We start from the raw sequence: 19,530 nt of genomic DNA, 5'->3' as shown, positions 1-19,530 counted from the left end.
CTGAGGACGGGACCAGAGCCGCCCCGACCCGGCCACTCTTGACTTTTCGGCCGGTCGCGCGCATCTGACCGCCATCGAGGTGTCATGCAGCGTGATCGGACCTGAACAAGGTCCAGGCTCCGCCTCGGTCGTTTCAAACGGGCTTCCCTTTTCACGCGGGGTGTCAAAACACCACGCCCCTCGCGCGTCCTCCTGTGGATTCGCGAGCCCGGCACATTTGAGAGACTTTTCATGTCCTTTTCCAACCTCGGCCTCGCCGAGCCCCTCGTCCGCGCGCTGGAAGCCAAGGGCTATACCGAGCCGACGCCGATCCAGGCCCAGTCGATCCCGATCCTGCTCGAGGGCGGCGATCTGCTCGGCATCGCGCAGACCGGCACCGGCAAGACCGCCGCGTTCGTGCTCCCCTCGATCCAGCGCCTGACCGAGACGCAGAAGCGCGTCCTGCCGACGCATTGCCGCATGCTGGTGCTCGCGCCGACGCGCGAACTCGCCAGCCAGATCGCCGACAGCGCACGCGCCTACGGCCAGTTCAGCAAGATGTCGGTGACCACCGTCTTCGGCGGCACCAGCATCAACAAGAACCGCCAGGACCTCAGCCGCGGCGTCGACATCCTCGTCGCCACGCCGGGCCGCCTGATCGACCTGATCGAGCAGGGCTTCTGCAACCTGTCGATGATCGAGATCCTCGTGCTCGACGAAGCCGACCAGATGATGGACCTCGGCTTCATCCACGCGCTGAAGAAGATCGTCCGCATGCTGCCGAAGAAGCGCCAGACGCTCTTCTTCTCGGCGACGATGCCGACCGCGATCCGCGATCTCGCCTCGCAGTTCCTGCTCGATCCGAAGACCGTCTCGGTCAAGCCCGCCGCGACCACCGCGGAGCGCGTCGACCAGTATGTCACCTTCTGCAACCAGTCGGAAAAGCAGGCGCTGCTGACGATCACGCTGGGCGATCCCGCGATCGACCGCGCGCTCGTCTTCACGCGCACCAAGCATGGCGCCGACCGCGTCGTGAAGCTGCTCGCGGGTAACGGCATCGCCTCGAACGCGATCCACGGCAACAAGAGCCAGGGCCAGCGCGAGCGCGCGCTCGGCGAGTTCAAGCAGGGCAAGGTCAAGGTCCTGATCGCGACCGACATCGCCGCACGCGGCATCGACGTCTCGGGCGTCAGCCACGTCATCAACTTCGAGCTGCCCAACGTCGCCGAGCAGTATGTCCACCGCATCGGCCGCACCGCGCGTGCGGGCGCCAGCGGCATCGCCGTCGCGTTCTGCGCGGATGACGAGAAGGCCTATCTGCGCGACATCGAGCGGATCACCCGCCAGAAGGTGACGGTCCGCCCGCTGCCCGACGATTTCGTCAACCTGTCGAACCAGATCAAGCAGACGCGCGTCAAGACGATGGGCGCCGATCCCGAAGTCCGGATCGACCGTCCGCGCGATCCCGCGCGTCCCCGCGCCACCCACGCGCCCCGCGCGACCGGCACCACCGGCCGCAACTATGCGGGCGCGAGCCGTGGCGGTCAGGGTGGCGGCGGCCAGGGTGGCGGCGGCGGTCGTCCCCAGGGCGGCGGTCGTCCCGGCGGCCAGGGCGGTGGTCGCCCGGCCGGTGGCGGTCGCCCCGGCGGCCAGGGCCGCGGCGCCGGCCCGAGCTCGGCACGCTAAGGCCCCATGTCTTTGCCTCGCGGGTTTGCTATAGGCAGACCTGCGAGGAGAAGACTGATGGACGTCTCGAATACCCCGATCGCCGAACGCATCGCCCGTGTCCTGGCAGGCCAGCGGATCAGCGCCAATGCCGGCGGCGACGCCGCCTCCGCGTCGCGCCTGATCGACGACGCCTGGACCGACTATCTCCCCGACGCGCGCGCGGTCCTGCGCACCTTGCGCGAACCCGACCAGACCATGGCCGCCGCCGGCGACCCCGCCATCTGGGAAACCATGGTCCTCGCCGCGCTGAAGGCCGCGCGACCGCAGACGGTGGTGCTGTAGCGCCCGCCCCTCACTCCCCCTCGTCATCCTGACGAAAGTCAGGATCCAGAGCCAAAAGCGACCCCGCCCGTAACCCTGGATCCTGGGTCAAGCCCAGGATGACGAAGAGGGCAGGAACCGCCCCCCCACCCGTTCGCCCTGAGCGAAGTCGAAGGGCCGGCCGCAGTGCTTCGACTACGCTCAGCACGAACGGACCGGGGGCGCGTACCTCACCCCCCGCTCACCCCCAGACTAAAGCACGAACCGGCTGAGATCCGTATTCCGCGCAATCTCCTTCAGCTGGCTGTCGACATACGCCCCGTCGATCACCACGCTCGACCCGCCGCGATCCTCGGCATTGTAGCTGACGTCCTCGAGCAGCTTCTCCATCACCGTCTGCAACCGCCGCGCGCCGATATTCTCGACCTCGGCATTCACCTCCGCGGCGATCCGCGCGACCGCGGCGATGCCGTCCTCGGTGAAGCGGATCTCGACGCCTTCCGTCGCGATCAGCGCCTTGTACTGCAGCGGCAGCGACGCCTTGGTGTCCGACAGGATCGCGACGAAATCCCCCTCGGTCAGGCCCTTCAGCTCGACCCGGATCGGCAGACGCCCCTGCAATTCGGGCAGCAGGTCGCTCGGCTTGGCGACATGGAACGCCCCGCTCGCGATGAACAGGATATGGTCGGTCTTCATCGGCCCGTATTTGGTCGCGACCGTCGTCCCCTCGATCAGCGGCAGCAGATCGCGCTGCACGCCCTCGCGGCTCACCGACCCGCCGCGCCCGTCGCTGACCGCGATCTTGTCGATCTCGTCGAGGAACACGATCCCGTTCGCCTCGGCATCCGCCAGCGCGACGCGGCTCACCTCGTCCTGGTCGAGCCGCTTGTCCGCCTCTTCCTCGACCAGCTTGTCCCACGCCGCGGTCACCGTCAGCTTGCGGCGCTTCAATTGCTGCCCGCCGCCCAGCGACTTCATCATCTCGCCGATGTTGATCATCTGCGGCGCGCCGCCGGGGATCTCGAACGGCGTGGTCGGCGTCTGCTCGACCTCGATCTCGACCTCGGCCGCGTTCAGATGCCCGTCGAGGAACCGCTGCTTGAAGCTCTCGCGCGTCGCGGTGCTCGAATCCTTGCCGACCAGCGCGTCGAGCAGCCGGCCCATCGCCGCCTCCTCCGCCTTGTCCTTCACCGCGATCCGCCGGCGTTCCTTCTCCAGCCGGATCGCCTCCTCGACCAGGTCGCGCGCGATCTGCTCGACGTCGCGCCCGACATAACCGACCTCGGTGAACTTGGTCGCCTCGACCTTGACGAACGGCGCATCGGCGAGCTTCGCCAGCCGCCGGCTGATCTCGGTCTTGCCGCAGCCGGTGGGCCCGATCATCAGGATGTTCTTCGGCGTCACCTCGTCGCGCAGATCCTCGCTGAGCTGCTGGCGCCGCCACCGGTTGCGCATCGCCACCGCAACCGCGCGCTTGGCGGCGGCCTGGCCGATGATATGCGCGTCGAGCGCGGCGACGATTGCCTTGGGGGTAAGCTGGTCGTTCATGATCACTCTTCTTCGCCCCTCCCCTTCAGGGGAGGGGTTGGGGGTGGGGACTATCCGCGGGACGGGCCCCTGGTGAAGCCCGACCCGACCCCTCCCCCGAACGGGAGGGGCGTCGAAATCAGCTGGTCGAGTCCATCGACTCCACGGTCAGCCGGTCATTGGTGTACACGCAGAGCTCGCTCGCGATTCCCATCGCCTTGCGGCACAGCACTTCGGCATCGCTCTCATACTCGACCAGCGCGCGCGCCGCGGCGAGCGCGTAGTTGCCGCCCGATCCGATCGCTGCGACGCCGTTCTCGGGCTCGAGCACATCGCCATTGCCCGTCAGGATCAGCGTCACGTCCTTGTCCGCGACGATCATCATCGCCTCGAGGTTGCGCAGGAACTTGTCCGTCCGCCAGTCCTTGGCGAGCTCGACCGCGGCCCGGAGCAACTGCCCCTGATGCTGCTCCAGCTTGCGTTCGAGCCGTTCGAACAGCGTGAAGGCGTCCGCGGTCGCGCCGGCGAACCCGCCGATCACCGACCCGTCGCCGAGCCGCCGCACCTTGCGCGCATTGGGTTTCATGACCGTCTGGCCCATCGAGACCTGGCCGTCGCCGATCACGACGACCTTGCCGCCGCGCCGGACCGAAAGGATGGTGGTGCCGTGCCAGACCGGCATGGCGTGGGGATCATTTGCACTCATGACCGCGATGTAGGGTGCGCTTTCGACCACGCAACGGTCCGCTGCATCCACCCCCTGCACCACCCCCTCACCCTCCCGCTCGACTTCCCTGTCGGCTTCCCGGTTACCTTCCCCCTTTACGTCATCCTGACGAAAGTCAGGATCCAGAGCCCCGAACGCCACGCGCGCCGCTCCGATACCAGCCCCGCTCACCGCCGCTTCCCCCACTCGCGCGCCGCGGTATACCCCAGATACCCCGTCCCGAAGAGCGCATAGAGCGGCTCGGGAATCGCCCCCAGATATGCCCCCACGCCCGCCGCGATCGCCTGCGCCGCCGCCGGCCGCACCGCCGCGAGCAGCCCCACCGGGATCGCCCCCAGCAGCAACGCGTACATCACATACAGAAACCCCGGCCGCGCCCGCGTCACCCACGGATCGGCGGGCAGCTCCGCCCCCTCCTCAACGCCTCTCGTCATGACACCCCCTTGGAAAGATGGCGCTTTCCGCCTCACGCCCGGTTGGCGAGCCAGCCATAGAGAAACGCCTCGTTCGCCGGCCGCCGCTCCGCCAGCGCGACATAGCGCTCGCCCTGCAGCGCCTCGATCGCCTTCAGCAGCACCGCCTCGCCCCCTGCCCCGCGTCGCTTGAGGAACCCCGCCAGCGCCGCCAGCGTCCCCGGCCCGATCCGGCCATCGACGACGAGATCGGGATAATCGCTCGCCCCGCGATTGAGCGCGTTGAGCGCCCGCTGCAGGAACCCACTCGCGACCGCCGGCCCCATATTGACCCCGGTATCAAACAATTCGCCCGCAATCCCCGGCGCGATCCGGCCAACCCCCTCATATCCGGGGTCAATCCAGTAAGCCTGCCGATAGATCGCGACCGCCGCCGTCCGCGGAAACACCCGCATGTCCCCCGCAAACCCATGCGCCCGCGCCACCGCCTGCGTAATCCCGAACCGCGTCGCCCCCCGCGATCCGCCGGATGATCGCCGTACCCGCCCTCACGATCGATCACCGCCTCGATCAGCCCACCGATCTCCATCCCCGATCTCCCCGATTCGCCCACCACCTTATAACCATATAGGTTAGTGAATAGCAAGATCAGCGGCACGAATGGTAAAAGACGAACACTCACTTCCACCCGTCATCCTGACGAAAGTCAGGATCCAGAGCCCAGCAAACCCACCCCCTGATCACCCGGCAACCCGCTCCCAAACCTCAGCTTTCCTCCCCATCAAGCCGAGCCCCATCCAGCACCCGCTCCCCCCGCGCCCGCTCCTCAGCATCCCGCACGCGCTCCGCCCTGGTCCGCCCGAACGCCGCGCGGTTCGCGTCCGCCACCACCCCCGCCTCACGCCGCACCCGCGCTTTGCGCGCCCGCCGCAAATTGATGATCTCGCCCATGAAAACCCCTGTCACACCGCTTGCCAGCACCCCGCCGGCGCTACAGACTGCCCCTCCTATGCGCGATCCCGTCCTGCTGTCCGCCCTCCTCCTGCTCCCTGCTGCCGCCTCGGCGCAGGCGCTGCCGCCCGGCGCCTGGGCGATCACCTCAACCGCGGTCGAGCTCGTCATTCCGGGTGCGCCGGGGTTCATCCTGCGGATGATGCGCGGAAAATCGAAGACCGAGCGCAAATGCCTGCCGCCCGAACAGGCCTCGTCGGGCGTCGCCGCGCTGTTCGTCCCCAAGCCCGAGGCGCGCTGCACCGTCGAGCGCGCGCAGTTCTCAGGTGGCCGGATCGACCATGTCATGACCTGTCCGCAGAAAAAGGGGGCGCCGATGCGGATCGTCCGCGCGGGCAGCTATGGCGCGACCGGTTTTACCGCGCGGATGACGATGAGCGGCGAGACCGACAAGGGCGCGATGCGGATCGTCGCGGACCAGGTCGCGGCGCGCACCGGTCCTGTCTGCAAACGCTGACGCCAGGATCTGGAATGGCACGATATTTCGTGCCCGGGAGCGGCATCGCCTCTGGCGGCCGGCTCCGGAAAGTTTCTGGTCGGGGCGACAGGATTCGAACCTGCGACCCCCACACCCCCAGTGTGATGCGCTACCAGGCTGCGCTACGCCCCGACCGAAGGGCGCGCATTATGCGGATGTTGCGCGCGATGCAAGCACGCGATTGCGGCAAAGCCCATATTCGTCCGTCTCATCGCGGCCCGGCCACGCTTCACCGGCGCACATTGGTTGCGCGGGGCGGCAACCGGTGATAGCGGCATCGCCCATGCGAGCGCGGGCGTATGGCGCCTGCCCACCAGCCAAAACGGGACTCCATGTTCATTTCCCCAGCATATGCGCAGGCCGCCGGCGAGACGGCGACATCGGGCGGCATCGCCTCGTTTCTGAGCCTCGCGCCGCTCTTCCTCGTCTTCGTCGTCTTCTATTTCCTGATGATCCGTCCGCAGCAAAAGCGGATGAAGGCGCTCCAGGCGTCGGTCGCGGCGGTCAAGAAGAATGACAGCGTCGTCACCGCGGGCGGCATCATCGGCAAGGTCACCAAGGTCGAGGACGCGATCGTCGAGATCGAGATCGCGCCCAACACCCGCGTCCGCGTCGTCAAGGCGACGCTCACCGACATCACCAGCCCGAACACGAAGCCGGCGAACGACTGATGTTGGATTTCCCCCGCTGGAAGGTCGCGTCGATCATCGGCCTGCTGGCCGTGCTCTGCGCGCTTGCGATCCCGAGCTTCTTCTCCGAATCGACGACCAGCAAGTGGGGGGCGATTCCGCATAAGCGGATCAACCTGGGTCTCGATCTGGCGGGCGGCAGCTATCTGCTGCTTGAGGCGGACACCGCCGACCTCGCCAATTCGCGGATCGAGGCGATGCGCGACAGCATCGCGGGCACGATGCGCAACGGCACGCCGCGGATCGCGATCGGCGATATTTCGGTGCGTGGCGGGCAGCTTAGCTTCCTGCTCCGCGATCCGAGCCAGGTCGATGCCGCGCGCGAGCGGCTGCTTTCGATCACCGGCGGTGGCGCCGGGATGAGCGGCCAGCGCGAATGGGACATCAACGTCGTCGATACCAGCCGGTTCGTGCTCAAGCCGACCGAGGCCGGGCTCCAGCAGGCGATCGACACCGCGATGAAGGACGCGACCGAAGTCGTCCGCCGCCGCATCGACGAACTCGGCACCAAGGAGCCGACGATCGTCCGCCAGGGCGCGACGCGTATCGTCGTCCAGGTGCCGGGCCTGCAGAATCCGCAGGCGCTCAAGAGCCTGCTCGGCAAGACCGCAAAGCTCGAATTCAAGCTGGTCGACGAGACCGCGAACCCCGCCGATCTCGTCAAGGGCATCGCCCCCGTCGGCAGCCAGGTCATTCCTTATCCCGGCAATCCGCAGGGCATTCCGTTCATCGCGGTCAAGCGATCGGTGATCATCTCGGGCGATCAGCTCGCCGATGCCCGCCAGGAGTTCGAGCCGCAGACCAACGCGCCGCAGGTGGCGATCACCTTCGACGCGGTCGGGGGCCGACGTTTCGCCAAGGTCACGCAGGAAAACACGAACAAGCCGTTCGCGATCATCCTCGACAATTCGGTGATCTCCGCGCCCAACATCAACGAGCCGATCCTCGGTGGCCGCGCCTCGATCTCGGGCAATTTCACGGTCGAATCGGCCAATTCGCTCGCCATCTCGCTGCGGTCGGGCAAGCTGCCGATCAATCTGAAGATCATCGCAGAGAGCACCGTCAGCCCCGATCTCGGCAAGGATTCGATCCGCGCCGGCGTCCTCGCCAGCATCGTCGCGGCGCTCGCGGTGATCGTGTTCATGTTCGTGACCTATGGCCGGTTCGGCCTCTATGCGAACCTCGCGGTGGTCATCAACATCCTCGTGATCGTCGCGGTCATGGCGATGCTCAACGCGACGCTGACGCTGCCCGGCATCGCCGGCTTCGTGCTGACGATCGGTACCGCGGTCGACGCCAACGTGCTGATCAACGAGCGTATTCGCGAGGAACGCCGCCGCGGGCGCAACATCGTCCAGGCGGTCGAGCTCGGCTATAAGGAGGCGTCGCGCACGATCTTCGAGGCCAACGTCACGCACGCGATCACCGGCGTGATCATGCTCCTGCTGGGCTCGGGCCCGGTCAAGGGCTTTGCGGTCGTGCTGCTGATCGGCATCTGCACCAGCGTGTTCACCGCGGTGACCTTCACGCGGATGCTCGTGGCGCTCTGGCTGCGCAAGAACCGCCCCACCACGATCAATATTTGAGGCGGGAGACATCATCATGCGCCTGCTGAAACTCGTACCCGACAACACCAACCTGAAGTTCGTCTCGCTCCGCAAATGGGCGTTCGGGCTGACCATCCTCCTGTCGCTCGCCGCCGTCGGGCTGGTCTTCGCCAAGGGTCTGAATATGGGCGTCGACTTTGTCGGCGGCGTCCTGATCGAGGAGCGGTTCGCAACCCCGCCGTCGATCGACGCGGTCCGGACCGAGGTCGATCGCCTCGGCGTCGGCGAAGCCTCGATCCAGTCCTTCGCCGATCCGACCGTGCTGTCGATCCGTCTGCCGATCCCCGAAAGCACCGACGAGGGTGCGACCAACGCACTCGTCAAGAAGGTTGCCGATGATCTGGCGGTCAAGTTCCCCGGCGCGACCTTCTCGAAATACGACACGATCTCGGGCAAGGTCTCGGACGAGCTGATCAGCAAGGGGCTGCTCGCGGTCGGGCTCGCCATCCTCGGCATCGGCCTGTTCGCGGTGGTCCGCTTTGAGTGGCAGTTCGGCGTGTCGACCGTCGTCGCGATCGTCCACGATCTGTTGATGACGCTCGGTTTCTTCGCGCTGACGCAGTTCGAATTCGACCTCAACATCGTCGCTGCGGTGCTGACGATCGTGTCCTATTCGATCAACGACAAGATCGTCATCGACGACCGCATCCGCGAGAATATGCGCCGCTATCGCAAGATGGACATGCGCGAGATCATCGATCTGTCGGTGAACGAGACGCTGCCGCGCACCGTCATGACCTCGGTCACGATCCTGCTCGCACTGACCGCGATGCTGGTGCTCGGCGGCCATGTGCTGCGCGGCTTCACCGCAGCGATGATCCTCGGCATCGTCGTCGGCACCTATTCGTCGATCTACGTGTCGTCGTCGCTGCTCATCACGCTCGGCCTGCGCGCCGAGCCCGAGGGCCGCAAGGGCGACCGCGACGACGCCGAGCGCGTGGGTCCGAAGGCCGGCCGCTGATGCGCGGCGGGCCCGGCGCGTGAGGACAAGCGCGTGAGAATGGACAAGGAAAAGACCGACGGGCCGATGATCTCGGCAATCGGTCATGGCGGGTTCCGGGTCGACGACGGCTATTACACCGCGCTGCTGATCACCCCGTCGCGCGCCGACGGCTGGACCCCGCCGCCGTTCGAGACCTTGGGCGCGGACGATGTCGCCAGCGTCCTCGCGCTGTCGCCCAGACCCGAATTCCTGCTGCTCGGCACCGGATCGCAGCTGCGCCAGCCCGCCGCCGCCTTCCGCCGCGCGGTCGAGGCGCAGGGCGTCGGGATCGAGGCGATGGACAGCCGCGCCGCCGCGCGCGCCTGGGCCGTGCTCCGTGGCGAAGGCCGCTGGATCGCCGCCGCGCTCTACCCGCTCGAAGGCTGAGGCTTTTCAGGCGCTTGGTCGGGCGCGCTAGGCCCCGCCCCCGACCAGCCCGGCCAGATGCGCGAACAGCGCGGCGCTGTTGGCCTCCCAGGTAAAGCGCGCCGCGACACGCCGCGTCGCCTCTCTCGCCGGCGGTGCCGCCAGGATCCCCGCGATCGCCGCACCGAACGCCGCCGCATCGCGCGGCACGATCCGGCCCGCCTCGTCCGACGTGACCACCTCGCCCGCGCCGCCCGCATCGGTGATCACGATCGGCGTCCCGCAGGCGAGCGCCTCGACCCACGCATTCGCCAGCCCTTCGGACGCCGACGCCAGCGCCATCACGTCGGCGGTCGCGACCAACCGCGGAATCGCCTCATGCGCGACGCTGCCGAGCAGCCGGACCCTGTCTCCCACGTCCAGCGTGCGGATCAGCGCCTCCAGCCGCGCCCGGTCGCCCCCCTCGCCCGCGATCCTCAGCGAAACGCCGGGCAGACGCGCAACCGCGTCGATCACCACGTCATGCCCCTTGCGCGGGATCAGCGCCCCGACCGACAGCACCAGCGGCCCCGTCACGCCCAGCCGCGCCGCCTCGGCCGCACGCGCCGCCGCGTCGATCGGGCGGAACCGCGCCTGGTCGACCCCGGTATGATGCACCCGGATCCGCGCCGCCGGCATCCCCATCGCGATCATGTCCGCCCGCATCGCCGCGCTGACCGCGAGCAGCCCGTCCGCCGCGCGGCCCGCACGCCGGATCTGCGCCCGCGTGCCCGCCGCACGACCCCAATGATGGATATCCGCCCCCCGCGCCTTGATCGACACGGGCACGCCATAGCGTCGCCCGAGCGCGACCGCGGCGACGCCGTCGGGAAAAAAGAACGACGCATCAATGACATCGAACGGAAAATTCGGCCGCACGGCGTCGAGCACCGGGATCAGCGCGTGGGTCAGCGCCGCGGCATGCCACCGCCCCCCGGTCGCAGGAATCGTCGTGAACCGCGGCCGCTGCACGCCCACCCCGCGCCACCTCTCCTCGAGCGGTAGCTGCGCAAACGGCGCAAAACGCGGCATCAGACGCAGCGGCCCGGGCGGCAAGCCGATCGGCGCAACGACACGAAGATCGACCCCCGGATGCGCCGCGAGCCCGAGCGTCTGCCGCTCGACGAAGACGCCGAAATTGGGCCGGCTTGCATCGGGAAACAGCGTGGACAGGGTCAGGACGCGCATCATGGCCCTTGGTATCGCCGCCGGGTTAAGAACCCTGTCGCTGCGATTATTGCAGGTCGACCGGCCCGGTCGCGATCACCCCCGCGCGCAGGGCATCGTCATACAACAGCGCGCTTTCGCGCTGCACCTGATGCGTCAGCCGCGCGAGCATCGCCTCGGCCTCACCGCGGAATTCATACCAGTCCGCAGGCTCGATCGTCGGCAGCCAGTGCGCGATGAACACCCGCCATTCGCGCCGCAGCGCGTCGAGTTCCGCGGCCATGACCGCGACCGTCTCGGGCGAATAGTCCGCCTCGGTCGCGATCGCGGTCAGGTCGATCACCTCGTCCTCGACGCCCAGATGGTCCGCGACCAGCACGGCGAGCTCGAGCAGCTTGCGCGACGCCGCCGCGCAATTATGCCCGCGCCGCTGCAACAGCGCGACGAGGTCGGCGCAGCGTTCGGCGATACGGTCATGATCGTCGATCAGGCGTCGCCACGACGTCCGGTCGTCACGCTGTTCGGCGAGTCTTTGTGAGGTGACTTCCATCGAACTTCTCCCCTTTTCAACGCGCGCCCTCGTCCGTCATGCCCCAACCCCCGACCGCCGGCGGGTGACGATGCGCGCTACTCCCGATAGGCGGTGGTTATCGCTTCGACCTCGGCCGGATCGCCCATGATCAGGCCGATCCGCTGGTGCAGGCTGCTCGGCTCGATCGACAGGATGCGCTGCTCGCCGTCGGTGGCGGCACCCCCTGCCTGCTCCATCAGCATCGCCATCGGATTGCCCTCGTACATCAGCCGCAGCTTGCCGACCTTGCCGGGCTGGCGGACGTCGCGCGGGTACAGGAACACGCCGCCGCGCTTGAGGATGCGGTGCGCGTCGGCGACCATCGATCCGGTCCAGCGCATGTTGTAATCGTCGCCGATCGGCCCGTCCTTGCCCGCGATCCGCTCGTCGATGAACCGCGTCACCTCGGGCGACCATTGGCGCGCATTCGACGTGTTGATCGCGAATTCGCGCTTGCCGCCGGGCATGCGGATGTTGGTGTCGGTCATCACCCACGACCCGATCTCGCGGTCGAGCGTGAACTCGTGCACCCCCGCGCCGACCGTCAGCACCAGGATCGTCTGCGGACCATAGACCGCATAGCCCGCCGCGACCTGGGTCTGCCCCGCCTGAAGGAAATCCTGCTCGGACACATCGGCACCCGACGCGGTCTCGGCGGCGCGCAGCACCGAAAAGATCGTGCCGACCGACAGGTCGACGTCGATGTTGCTCGACCCGTCGATCGGATCGAACAGCAGCAGATATTCGCCCTTGGGATAGCGATTGGGGACGAGGTGGATCGTCTCCATCTCCTCCGACGCCATCGCCGCGAGGTGCCCGCCCCACTCGTTCGCCTCGAGCAGCATCTCATTCGCGATCACGTCGAGCTTCTTCTGCACCTCGCCCTGGACGTTCTCGCTCTCGAGGCTGCCGAGCACGCCGCCCAGCGCGCCCTTGCCGATCGCATGGCTGATCGCCTTGCACGACCGCGCGACGACCTCGATCAGCAGGCGCAGCTGCGGCTGCAGCGTGCCGGCCTCGCGTTGCTGTTCGATCAGGAACTGGGTCAGCGTCTTGCGCTTCATGGGCAGGGTACCTTCGACCGGAATGGAGAATGCAATCGTGGTTAGCCAAGCCGATCCTGCTATACCATAGGAGAGAAATGCCCGATCCGACCGAACGATCCCTCTTTATGACGGGGTGTTTCGGCCAATCGGCTCGCGCTGGCGCGGCGTTGTCGCTAGAGGCTGCCGCGATGTCCGCGTTCGACCAGCATCATCGCGACCTCTCCGCGCTTGCCACGGCAACGCGCCGCCGCGCGCTGATTGCGCGGCAAGGGGTTGATTTCGCGTCCAATGACTATCTCGCGCTTGGCCAGAGCGGGCGGATCGCGGCGGCCGTCGCGGCCGCGCTCGCGCGCGGCGTCGCGGTCGGTTCGGGCGGATCGCGGCTGCTCCGCGGCAACGACCCCGAACATATCCTGCTCGAAGCCGAGGCGGCGGCGTTCTTCGGTGCGGAGGCGGCGTTGTACTTCTCGACTGGGTACGCCGCCAACGCCGCGCTGTTCGCGACGCTGCCGCAGACCGGCGACCTCGTCGTCCACGACGCGCTGATCCATGCGAGCGCGCATGAGGGGATGCGGCTCGGCCGTGCGGCATGTGTCTCGGCGGCGCATAACGACGTCACCGCCTTTGCCGATGCGATCGCGCAGTGGCGCCGGGCGGGCGGCACCGGGCGGCCCTGGATCGCGGTCGAAAGCCTCTACAGCATGGACGGCGACCGCGCGCCGCTCGACGATCTTGTCGCGCTCGCCGAGGCGCATGACGGCGTTGTGCTGATCGACGAGGCGCATGCCACCGGCGTATTCGGCGACGATGGCCGCGGCCTTGCCGGGCATCTGGAGGGGCGACCCGACATCGTCATGCTGCGCACCTGCGGCAAGGCGATGGGGTGCGAGGGCGCGCTGGTCTGCGGCCCCGAAATTGTCCGAGACTTCCTCGTCAACCGGGCGCGCGCGTTCATCTTCTCGACCGCGCCCTCGCCATTGATGGCGAGCGCCGCGCGCGCAAGCCTGCAGATCCTCGCCGACGAACCCGACCGCCGCACCGCCCTGCGCGCGCTCATCGCCACCGCCGAAGCCACGCTCGCGCCCTACGGTGTCGCGCCGACCGGATCGCAGATCCTGCCGCTCGTGCTCGGCGACGATGCGACGACGATGCGCGTCGCCGCGGCGGTCCAGGCGGCCGGGTTCGACGTTCGCGGGATTCGCCCGCCGACCGTGCCCAAGGGCACGTCGCGACTGCGGATCTCGCTCACGCTCAACGTCACCGCACCCCAGATTGCGGGGCTCGGCGACGCGTTGCAAAAGGCCCTGTCATGACCCGCCTCGTCGTTACCGGCACCGACACCGATGTCGGCAAGACCGTCTTTGCCGCCGCGCTCGCGGGCGCGCTCGACGCAAGCTATTGGAAACCCGTCCAGGCCGGGCTCGACGGCGGCAGCGATGCGTCGCGCGTCGCCGCCCTGTCCGGCCTCGCGCGCGAGCGGATCCTGCCCGAGGCCTATCGGCTGACGACGCCCTGCTCGCCCGACCGCGCGGCGACGCTCGACGGCGTGACGATCGACCTCGACCGGCTCGTGCCCCCCGCGCTGCCCGGCCCGCTGGTGATCGAGGGGGCGGGCGGGGTGATGGTGCCGCTGACCGACACCCACGTCTTTGCCGACCTGTTCGCACGGTGGCGGCTGCCCGTCGTGATCGTCGCGCGCACCGCGCTCGGCACGATCAACCACAGCCTGTTGTCGATCGAGGCGCTGCGCCGCCGCGACGTGCCGATCCTCGGCGTCGCGTTCGTCGGCGATGCGGTCCCGCACAGCGAGGCGGCGATCGTCCGGCTGGGCGAGGTGCGGCATCTCGGCCGGCTGCCGATCCTCCCCCGGCTCGACGCCGCCGCGCTCGGCGCCGCCTTCGCCGCCAGTTTCCGGCTCGAGGATTTCCGATGACGTCGCCGATCTGGCATCCCTTCACCCAGCATGGTCTCGGCGATCCGATCCCCCGCATCGTCCGGACCGAGGGGGCGGCGCTCCACACCAGCGACGGGCGGCGGATCGTCGACGCGATCTCGTCCTGGTGGGTGACGACGCACGGCCACCGCCATCCCCGGATCATGGCCGCGATCACCGAGGAGGCGGGGCGGATGGACCAGATCATCTTCGCCGGCTGGACGCACGAGCCCGCCGAGACGCTCGCGCACGGCCTCGTCGCGATCATGCCCGAAGCGCTGCGCCACGTCTTCTTCTCCGATTCCGGTTCGACCGCGGTCGAGGTCGCGCTGAAGATGGCGCTCGGCTACTGGCGCAACCGCGACGAACCGCGCGACCGGATCCTGGTGCTCGAACACAGCTATCACGGTGACACGATCGGCACGATGTCGGTCGGTGAACGCGGCGTCTACAACCGCGCCTACGCGCCGCTGCTGTTCGACGTCGGCACCATCCCCTTCCCGCACCCCGGCGCCGAACAGGCTACGCTCGACGCGCTCGAGGCAGCGTGCCGCGCCGCGCCCGCCGCGTTCATCGTCGAACCGCTGGTGCTCGGCGCGGGCGGCATGCTGATCTATCCGCCGCACGTGCTCGCGGAGATGCGCGCGATCTGCGCCCGCCACGCCGTGCTGTTCATCGCCGACGAGGTGATGACCGGCTGGGGCCGTACCGGTACGCTGCTCGCCTGCGAACAGGCGGGCGTGGTGCCCGACATCCTTTGCCTGTCCAAGGGCTTGACCGGCGGCGCGGTCCCGCTCGCGGTGACGATGGCAACCGCGGAGATCTTCGACGCGCATGTGTCCGACGATCGCGCGCGGATGTTCTTCCACTCCTCGAGCTATACCGCCAACCCGATCGCCTGCGCCGCCGCCAACGCGAACCTCGCGATCTGGCGCGACGAGCCTGTGCACGACAGGATCGCGACGCTCGGCGCACGACAGGCGGCGCATCTCGCCCGCATCGCCCGCCTGCCCGGCGTGACCAATCCGCGCCGCATCGGCGCGATCGCCGCGGTCGACCTGCAGGTCGGCGATCGCGGCTATCTATCGGATCTCGGCCCGAAACTGCTGCGCTTCTTCACCGCACGCGACCTGTTGCTGCGGCCGCTCGGCAACACCGTCTACGTCATGCCGCCCTATTGCATCGACGAGGCCGACCTCGACGCGATCTATGCCGCGATCGAGGAGGCGTGCGCGACCATGCTCTAGTCCTGGCTGTAGCGTTCCTCGGCCCAGGGGTCGCCGCGCCGGTGATAGCCATTGACCTCCCAGAAGCCCGGCTTGTCCGCGCCAAGGAACGCGATCCGCGAAATCCACTTCGCGCTTTTCCAGAAATAGAGATGCGGGATGACGAGGCGGACCGGGCCGCCATGCTCGCGCGTCAGCGGTTTGCCCTGCCAGCTGTGGACGAGCAGCGCGTCCGCCGCGGCGAAATCGGCCAGCGGGACATTGGTGGTGTAGCCGTCATAGCCGTGCAGCGTCAGGAACGCCGCCGCATCGACCGGGCCGACATGGTCGAGCAGGTCGCGCGTCGCCACGCCCGACCAGTCATTGTCGTAGCGCGACCAGGTCGTGACGCAGTGAATGTCCGACCGCACCGCGGTCTGCGGCAACGCCATGAACCCCGCCCAGTCGAGCGTCACCGGCCGCTCGACCATCCCGTCGATCGTCAGCCGCCACCGCTCGCGCGCGATATCAGGCTGCTGGCCGAGATCGAGCACCGGCCAGTCGCGGACCAGATGCTGCCCCGGTGGCAGGCGGTCGCCCTCCGCGCGGTCCGTCGCTCCCGTCAGGAACTTGCCCTCGCTTGCCCAGCGTTGCTTCGACCGCGTCAGCTTGGTCGGTTCGGACCTGTCATCATCGCTCATGCGGCACAGACTAGGCGGCTTGCGGCGACGGGGCCACCGTCGATTTCCCGGGGGATTTCCCGGGGGATTTCACGGGAGATTTCGTGGCGCGGAGCGGGTATCCCCCGGTAATGCCTCAACCGATCACCTTCTATGTCGGCCATCAGGGCCGGGGCCATGCCAATCGCGCGATGGCGATCATCGACGCGTTACCCGCCGGGCGCGCCGTCACGATCCTGACCGCGCGGCCCGCATTGTTCGACGGCTTCGCCCGCGCCGTCACGCTGGTGCCCCTGCCCGACGAGGGCGCGGCCAGCGACAGCCCCCCGCCGGCGCTCGCCGCGCAGCCCACCCCCGACATCCTCCACCGCGCACCGATCGGCGACGCGGCGATCCGCGCGACGATGCGGACGATCCTCGACCATCTCGACACGGTCGATCCCGCGCTGTTCGTGGTCGACGTCTCCGCCGAGATCGCGCTGCTGGCCCGCATCGCCAGCGTCCCTGCGATCGGGATCCGGATGCACGGCAACCGCGGCGATGCCGCGCATCTCGCCGGCTATCGCGCCTGTGTCGGCCTGCTCGCGCCCTTCGACGAAGCGCTCGAACAGCCCGAGACCCCTGACTGGATCCGCGCCATGACCCATTATGCGGGCGGGCTGTGCACCGCGCAGGACGTCGTGCCGGGCAAGGCGGAGGCGCGGGCGATGCTCGGCCTCTCCCCCGACCGTGAGATCGTCATCGTGCTGACCGGCGGCGGCGGCGCAGGCACGCCCTATGCGCCGCTGACCATGGCCGCGCGCGCGCTGCCAGAGACCGACTGGCTGGTGCTCGGCCCCGTCCAGCGCGAGGGCCATGAGACCGATTTCGGCAATCTCCACCTGCGCGGCTGGGTCTCGACGATCACCGCGCACATCGCCGCGGCCGACGTCGTCGTCGCCTCCAGTGGCGATACCATCGTCCACGAAATCGCGCGCATCGGCCGCCCCTATGTCTGCGCGCCCGAATGGCGCTATTTCGACGAACAGATGCGCAAGGCCGAGCGCCTGGCCGAACTCGGCGCCGCGATCCTGGTGCCAAGCTGGCCCGGCGCATCGACACCATGGCGCGGCCTGCTGGACGCCGCCAAGGCGCTCGACCCCGCCGCACTCGCAAGCCTCCACACCCCCACCGCCGCCGCCAGCGCCGCGAACTATCTCGACCGGCTCGCCACCGATCTCTGGACACGCTGAACCGGCATTACCGGGTTGAAAGACGGGCGGGTCCGATCCGGATGTTTTTAGCTGTATCCAGTGCAATGGCAGGCTAGCCTGCGTCATGCACCTGACCCGCCCACAGGCCGACTCGCTCGCCCGTGAGGGCATGACCGCGCTGCGCAACGGCAACGCCGCTGTCGCCTATGAAAAATTGTCGCTGTTGCGCGACGGCGCGCCGGGCATGCCCGCGCCCTGGTTCCTGATCGCGCAGGCGGCGCAGGCGCTCGGGCGCGACGACGAGGCCGACGACGCGCTCGTCCGCTTTCTCGCGACCGAGCCCCGGCATCTCGGCGCACTGCTGACGATGGCGGCGCTCAAGCGTCGCCGTGGGGACGATCGTGCTGCCGAGTCCTTCTATCGCACCGCGCTGTCGGCTGCCTCCCAGCCAGGTGCGAACATCGCCCCCGCGCTCGTCCCCCTGCTCCGGGTTGGCGAGACCTTCCTGACCGAAGTCGCCGGCCGTTTTTCGGCCCATTTCGACGCGGCCCTGAAGGACATACCCCGCGTAGCGGGTCCCCGGATCCATCACGCGCTCGACCTGCTGCTCGGCCGGAGCGAGCTCTATCTGCAGCAACCCTCGATGTTCTATTTCCCGGGCCTGGCGCAGCGTGCTTATTTCGAGCGCGAAGAGTTTGACTGGGTCGCCCCGATCGAAGCGGCGACCGGCGCGATCCGCGCCGAACTCGACGCGGTGCTCGCGGCCGGACAGGGCTTTGCACCCTATGTGCAGACGATGGCCGGTCGACCACCGCCCGCAAACCCGCTGCTCGACGATCCGGGCTGGGGCGCCTTTCACCTTTGGCGTGGTGGCGTGCCGGTCGAGCCCAATGCGACGATGTGCCCGAACACGATGGCCGCGCTGTCGCTGGCGCCGATCCCCGTCATTCCCGGCAGGTCACCGATGGCGATCTTCTCGCGGCTGACCCCGGGCACGCATATCCGCCCGCATCACGGCATGCTCAACACGCGGCTGATCTGCCACCTCCCCCTGATCGCCCCTGACGGATGCGCGCTGCGCGTAGGGTCCGAGACGCGGCCGTGGCGGGACGGCAGGATGCTGATATTCGACGATTCTTTCGAGCACGAGGCGTGGAACCGGGGGACGCAGACCCGGATCGTCCTGCTGTTCGAAATCTGGCGTCCCGAATTGACCGCAACCGAACGCGACGCGCTGACCGACATATTCGCCGCGATCGACCGGTATCAGGGTCCCGTCGTCGATACCGGCTAAACGCGGCCGGCGTGTCGATCAGTCGCCCGGCATCGCGCGGGTATGCATCTCGCGCGTCTCGTCCTGCGCCAGTTCATACTGGCGTCGCCATTCCGCCTTGGTCAGGCAGATGCGCTGGCTCGCGACCAGCGAGCCCGTCCTCGCCTGCGCACGACAGATCTTCTTCTCCGGCAAGGGCCCCGCGGTTGCTGACGCGGTCGTGGGTCGGACACCCGCAGGCAGCGTCCACACGACTTGCCCCTCCTGCCGGGTCGTCGGCCCGCCGCCGCCCGGTGCAACATAGGCCGCAATCTGCGCATGCGAGAACAGGAAGTCGCACGTCGCCTCGTCGAGCGACGCAAAGCCGCTGCTCTTCGAAACCGCACATTCGCGCAACCGCCCCTGCCGATCGACGGTAACGCTGATCCCGACGGTTCCCTGCTCACCGCGACGCAGCGCTCCGCGCGGATAATTGGCGAGCTGAACCCGTGCATTCTTTTCCCGGAGCGCCTGCAGTGCGGGATCGTCTGCAGATGCAGTGGAGACGGGTGCGATTTGCGCCCCCACGGCCGATAAGCCGACCATACCCCCGACGAGCGTGGTGACCCACGACCCCGGGCTTGCCCATGACAGCATCGTCCGCATAATTTCGTCT

The 19,530-nt window shown here is 68.3% G+C and carries 20 protein-coding genes, 1 tRNA gene and 2 pseudogenes; 12 read left to right on the top strand and 11 right to left on the bottom strand.

The features are described from left to right. The first annotated feature begins 231 nt into the window (after nt 1–231). Complete coding sequence (locus ASE89_RS15165) at nt 232–1,665, top strand: DEAD/DEAH box helicase (protein ID WP_056679374.1); 1,434 nt, start codon at nt 232–234, stop codon at nt 1,663–1,665. 57 nt (nt 1,666–1,722) lie between these two features. Then, the gene (locus ASE89_RS15160) at nt 1,723–1,989 is read left to right on the top strand and encodes a hypothetical protein (protein WP_056679371.1); all 267 of its coding nucleotides are present in this window, start codon (nt 1,723–1,725) and stop codon (nt 1,987–1,989) included. A 231-nt stretch (nt 1,990–2,220) separates the two neighbouring features. Here the strand turns inward: ASE89_RS15160 and hslU are convergent, their stop codons facing one another. The 5 genes and pseudogenes from hslU to ASE89_RS15135 form a co-directional block, all read right to left on the bottom strand. Next, nucleotides 2,221–3,516, bottom strand: coding sequence for an ATP-dependent protease ATPase subunit HslU (gene hslU / locus ASE89_RS15155; protein WP_031393589.1), 1,296 nt, complete (start codon nt 3,514–3,516; stop codon nt 2,221–2,223). A gap of 118 nt (nt 3,517–3,634) precedes the next feature. Further along, nucleotides 3,635–4,177 carry an ATP-dependent protease subunit HslV gene (gene hslV / locus ASE89_RS15150; protein ID WP_081874259.1) on the bottom strand — a complete coding sequence of 181 codons (543 nt, stop codon included), beginning with the start codon at nt 4,175–4,177 and terminating at the stop codon, nt 3,635–3,637. 212 nt (nt 4,178–4,389) lie between these two features. Next, nucleotides 4,390–4,617, bottom strand: a pseudogene (locus ASE89_RS15145) (3TM-type holin); the annotation flags it as partial. Between the two features lie 71 nt (nt 4,618–4,688). Next, nucleotides 4,689–5,224: pseudogene (locus tag ASE89_RS15140) on the bottom strand (glycoside hydrolase family 108 protein). 176 nt (nt 5,225–5,400) lie between these two features. After that, the gene (locus tag ASE89_RS15135) at nt 5,401–5,586 is read right to left on the bottom strand and encodes a DUF4169 family protein (RefSeq protein WP_056680723.1); all 186 of its coding nucleotides are present in this window, start codon (nt 5,584–5,586) and stop codon (nt 5,401–5,403) included. On the opposite strand from ASE89_RS15135, the gene ASE89_RS15130 reads away from it, so the two are divergent. Next, on the top strand, nt 5,585–6,103 hold the full coding sequence (locus tag ASE89_RS15130) for a DUF3617 domain-containing protein (RefSeq protein WP_236701819.1): 519 nt from the start codon (nt 5,585–5,587) through the stop codon (nt 6,101–6,103). The genes ASE89_RS15135 and ASE89_RS15130 overlap by 2 nt on opposite strands. 76 nt (nt 6,104–6,179) lie before the next feature. On the opposite strand, the gene ASE89_RS15125 is transcribed toward ASE89_RS15130, so the two are convergent. After that, nucleotides 6,180–6,256: transfer RNA gene (locus tag ASE89_RS15125), tRNA-Pro, on the bottom strand. 200 nt (nt 6,257–6,456) lie between these two features. On the opposite strand from ASE89_RS15125, the gene yajC reads away from it, so the two are divergent. Genes yajC through ASE89_RS15105 form a run of 4 tightly spaced genes read left to right on the top strand, consistent with a single transcriptional unit; the run spans nt 6,457 to nt 9,789 of the window. Further along, nucleotides 6,457–6,795, top strand: coding sequence for a preprotein translocase subunit YajC (gene yajC, locus ASE89_RS15120; RefSeq protein WP_031395363.1), 339 nt, complete (start codon nt 6,457–6,459; stop codon nt 6,793–6,795). Then, nucleotides 6,795–8,399, top strand: a complete 1,605-nt coding sequence (gene secD, locus ASE89_RS15115) for a protein translocase subunit SecD (protein ID WP_056679367.1) — start codon at nt 6,795–6,797, stop codon at nt 8,397–8,399. Before yajC ends, secD begins: the two co-directional genes overlap by 1 nt. Nucleotides 8,400–8,415: 16 nt before the next feature. Beyond that, entirely contained in the window at nt 8,416–9,381 is a 966-nt protein-coding gene (gene secF, locus ASE89_RS15110; RefSeq protein ID WP_031441217.1) for a protein translocase subunit SecF, read from the top strand. Between the two features lie 39 nt (nt 9,382–9,420). After that, complete coding sequence (locus ASE89_RS15105) at nt 9,421–9,789, top strand: Mth938-like domain-containing protein (protein WP_082447040.1); 369 nt, start codon at nt 9,421–9,423, stop codon at nt 9,787–9,789. A 27-nt stretch (nt 9,790–9,816) separates the two neighbouring features. On the opposite strand, the gene ASE89_RS15100 is transcribed toward ASE89_RS15105, so the two are convergent. The 3 genes from ASE89_RS15100 to ASE89_RS15090 form a co-directional block, all read right to left on the bottom strand. After that, a complete protein-coding gene (locus tag ASE89_RS15100; protein WP_056679364.1) occupies nt 9,817–10,998 on the bottom strand; it encodes a glycosyltransferase in 1,182 nt (393 codons plus the stop codon). A gap of 43 nt (nt 10,999–11,041) precedes the next feature. Next, nucleotides 11,042–11,524 (bottom strand): hemerythrin domain-containing protein, encoded by a 483-nt coding sequence (locus ASE89_RS15095; protein ID WP_056409029.1) that lies wholly within the window; start codon nt 11,522–11,524, stop codon nt 11,042–11,044. Between the two features lie 77 nt (nt 11,525–11,601). Then, on the bottom strand, nt 11,602–12,609 hold the full coding sequence (locus ASE89_RS15090; RefSeq protein ID WP_056679362.1) for a class 1 fructose-bisphosphatase: 1,008 nt from the start codon (nt 12,607–12,609) through the stop codon (nt 11,602–11,604). A 170-nt stretch (nt 12,610–12,779) separates the two neighbouring features. On the opposite strand from ASE89_RS15090, the gene ASE89_RS15085 reads away from it, so the two are divergent. From ASE89_RS15085 to ASE89_RS15075, 3 genes are read left to right on the top strand one after another with little or no spacing between them, the layout of a single operon-like run. Then, a complete protein-coding gene (locus ASE89_RS15085; RefSeq protein ID WP_056679359.1) occupies nt 12,780–13,904 on the top strand; it encodes an 8-amino-7-oxononanoate synthase in 1,125 nt (374 codons plus the stop codon). Next, nucleotides 13,901–14,524, top strand: coding sequence for a dethiobiotin synthase (bioD, locus tag ASE89_RS15080; RefSeq protein WP_056679357.1), 624 nt, complete (start codon nt 13,901–13,903; stop codon nt 14,522–14,524). Before ASE89_RS15085 ends, bioD begins: the two co-directional genes overlap by 4 nt. Continuing rightward, entirely contained in the window at nt 14,521–15,771 is a 1,251-nt protein-coding gene (locus ASE89_RS15075; protein ID WP_056679354.1) for an adenosylmethionine--8-amino-7-oxononanoate transaminase, read from the top strand. Before bioD ends, ASE89_RS15075 begins: the two co-directional genes overlap by 4 nt. Here ASE89_RS15075 and ASE89_RS15070 read toward each other — a convergent pair. Beyond that, nucleotides 15,768–16,430 carry a sulfite oxidase-like oxidoreductase gene (locus tag ASE89_RS15070; RefSeq protein WP_056679351.1) on the bottom strand — a complete coding sequence of 221 codons (663 nt, stop codon included), beginning with the start codon at nt 16,428–16,430 and terminating at the stop codon, nt 15,768–15,770. The two genes, ASE89_RS15075 and ASE89_RS15070, sit on opposite strands and share 4 nt — an antisense overlap. Before the next feature lie 110 nt (nt 16,431–16,540). Here ASE89_RS15070 and ASE89_RS15065 point away from each other — a divergent pair, with 110 nt between their 5' ends. Then, nucleotides 16,541–17,641: a glycosyl transferase gene (locus ASE89_RS15065; protein ID WP_056679346.1), complete on the top strand. Its 1,101-nt coding sequence runs from the start codon at nt 16,541–16,543 to the stop codon at nt 17,639–17,641. 85 nt (nt 17,642–17,726) lie between these two features. Further along, nucleotides 17,727–18,896, top strand: coding sequence for an aspartyl/asparaginyl beta-hydroxylase domain-containing protein (locus ASE89_RS15060; protein ID WP_056679343.1), 1,170 nt, complete (start codon nt 17,727–17,729; stop codon nt 18,894–18,896). A gap of 18 nt (nt 18,897–18,914) precedes the next feature. On the opposite strand, the gene ASE89_RS15055 is transcribed toward ASE89_RS15060, so the two are convergent. Next, entirely contained in the window at nt 18,915–19,520 is a 606-nt protein-coding gene (locus ASE89_RS15055) for an energy transducer TonB (RefSeq protein WP_056679340.1), read from the bottom strand. Nucleotides 19,521–19,530: the final 10 nt, after the last annotated feature.

Origin of the sequence: Sphingomonas sp. Leaf30 (genome assembly GCF_001422525.1) — a bacterium.
Lineage (GTDB): Bacteria > Pseudomonadota > Alphaproteobacteria > Sphingomonadales > Sphingomonadaceae > Sphingomonas > Sphingomonas aerolata.
The sequence above is the reverse complement of the archived record's forward strand: the minus strand, read 5'-3'. Positions and strand labels throughout refer to the sequence as shown.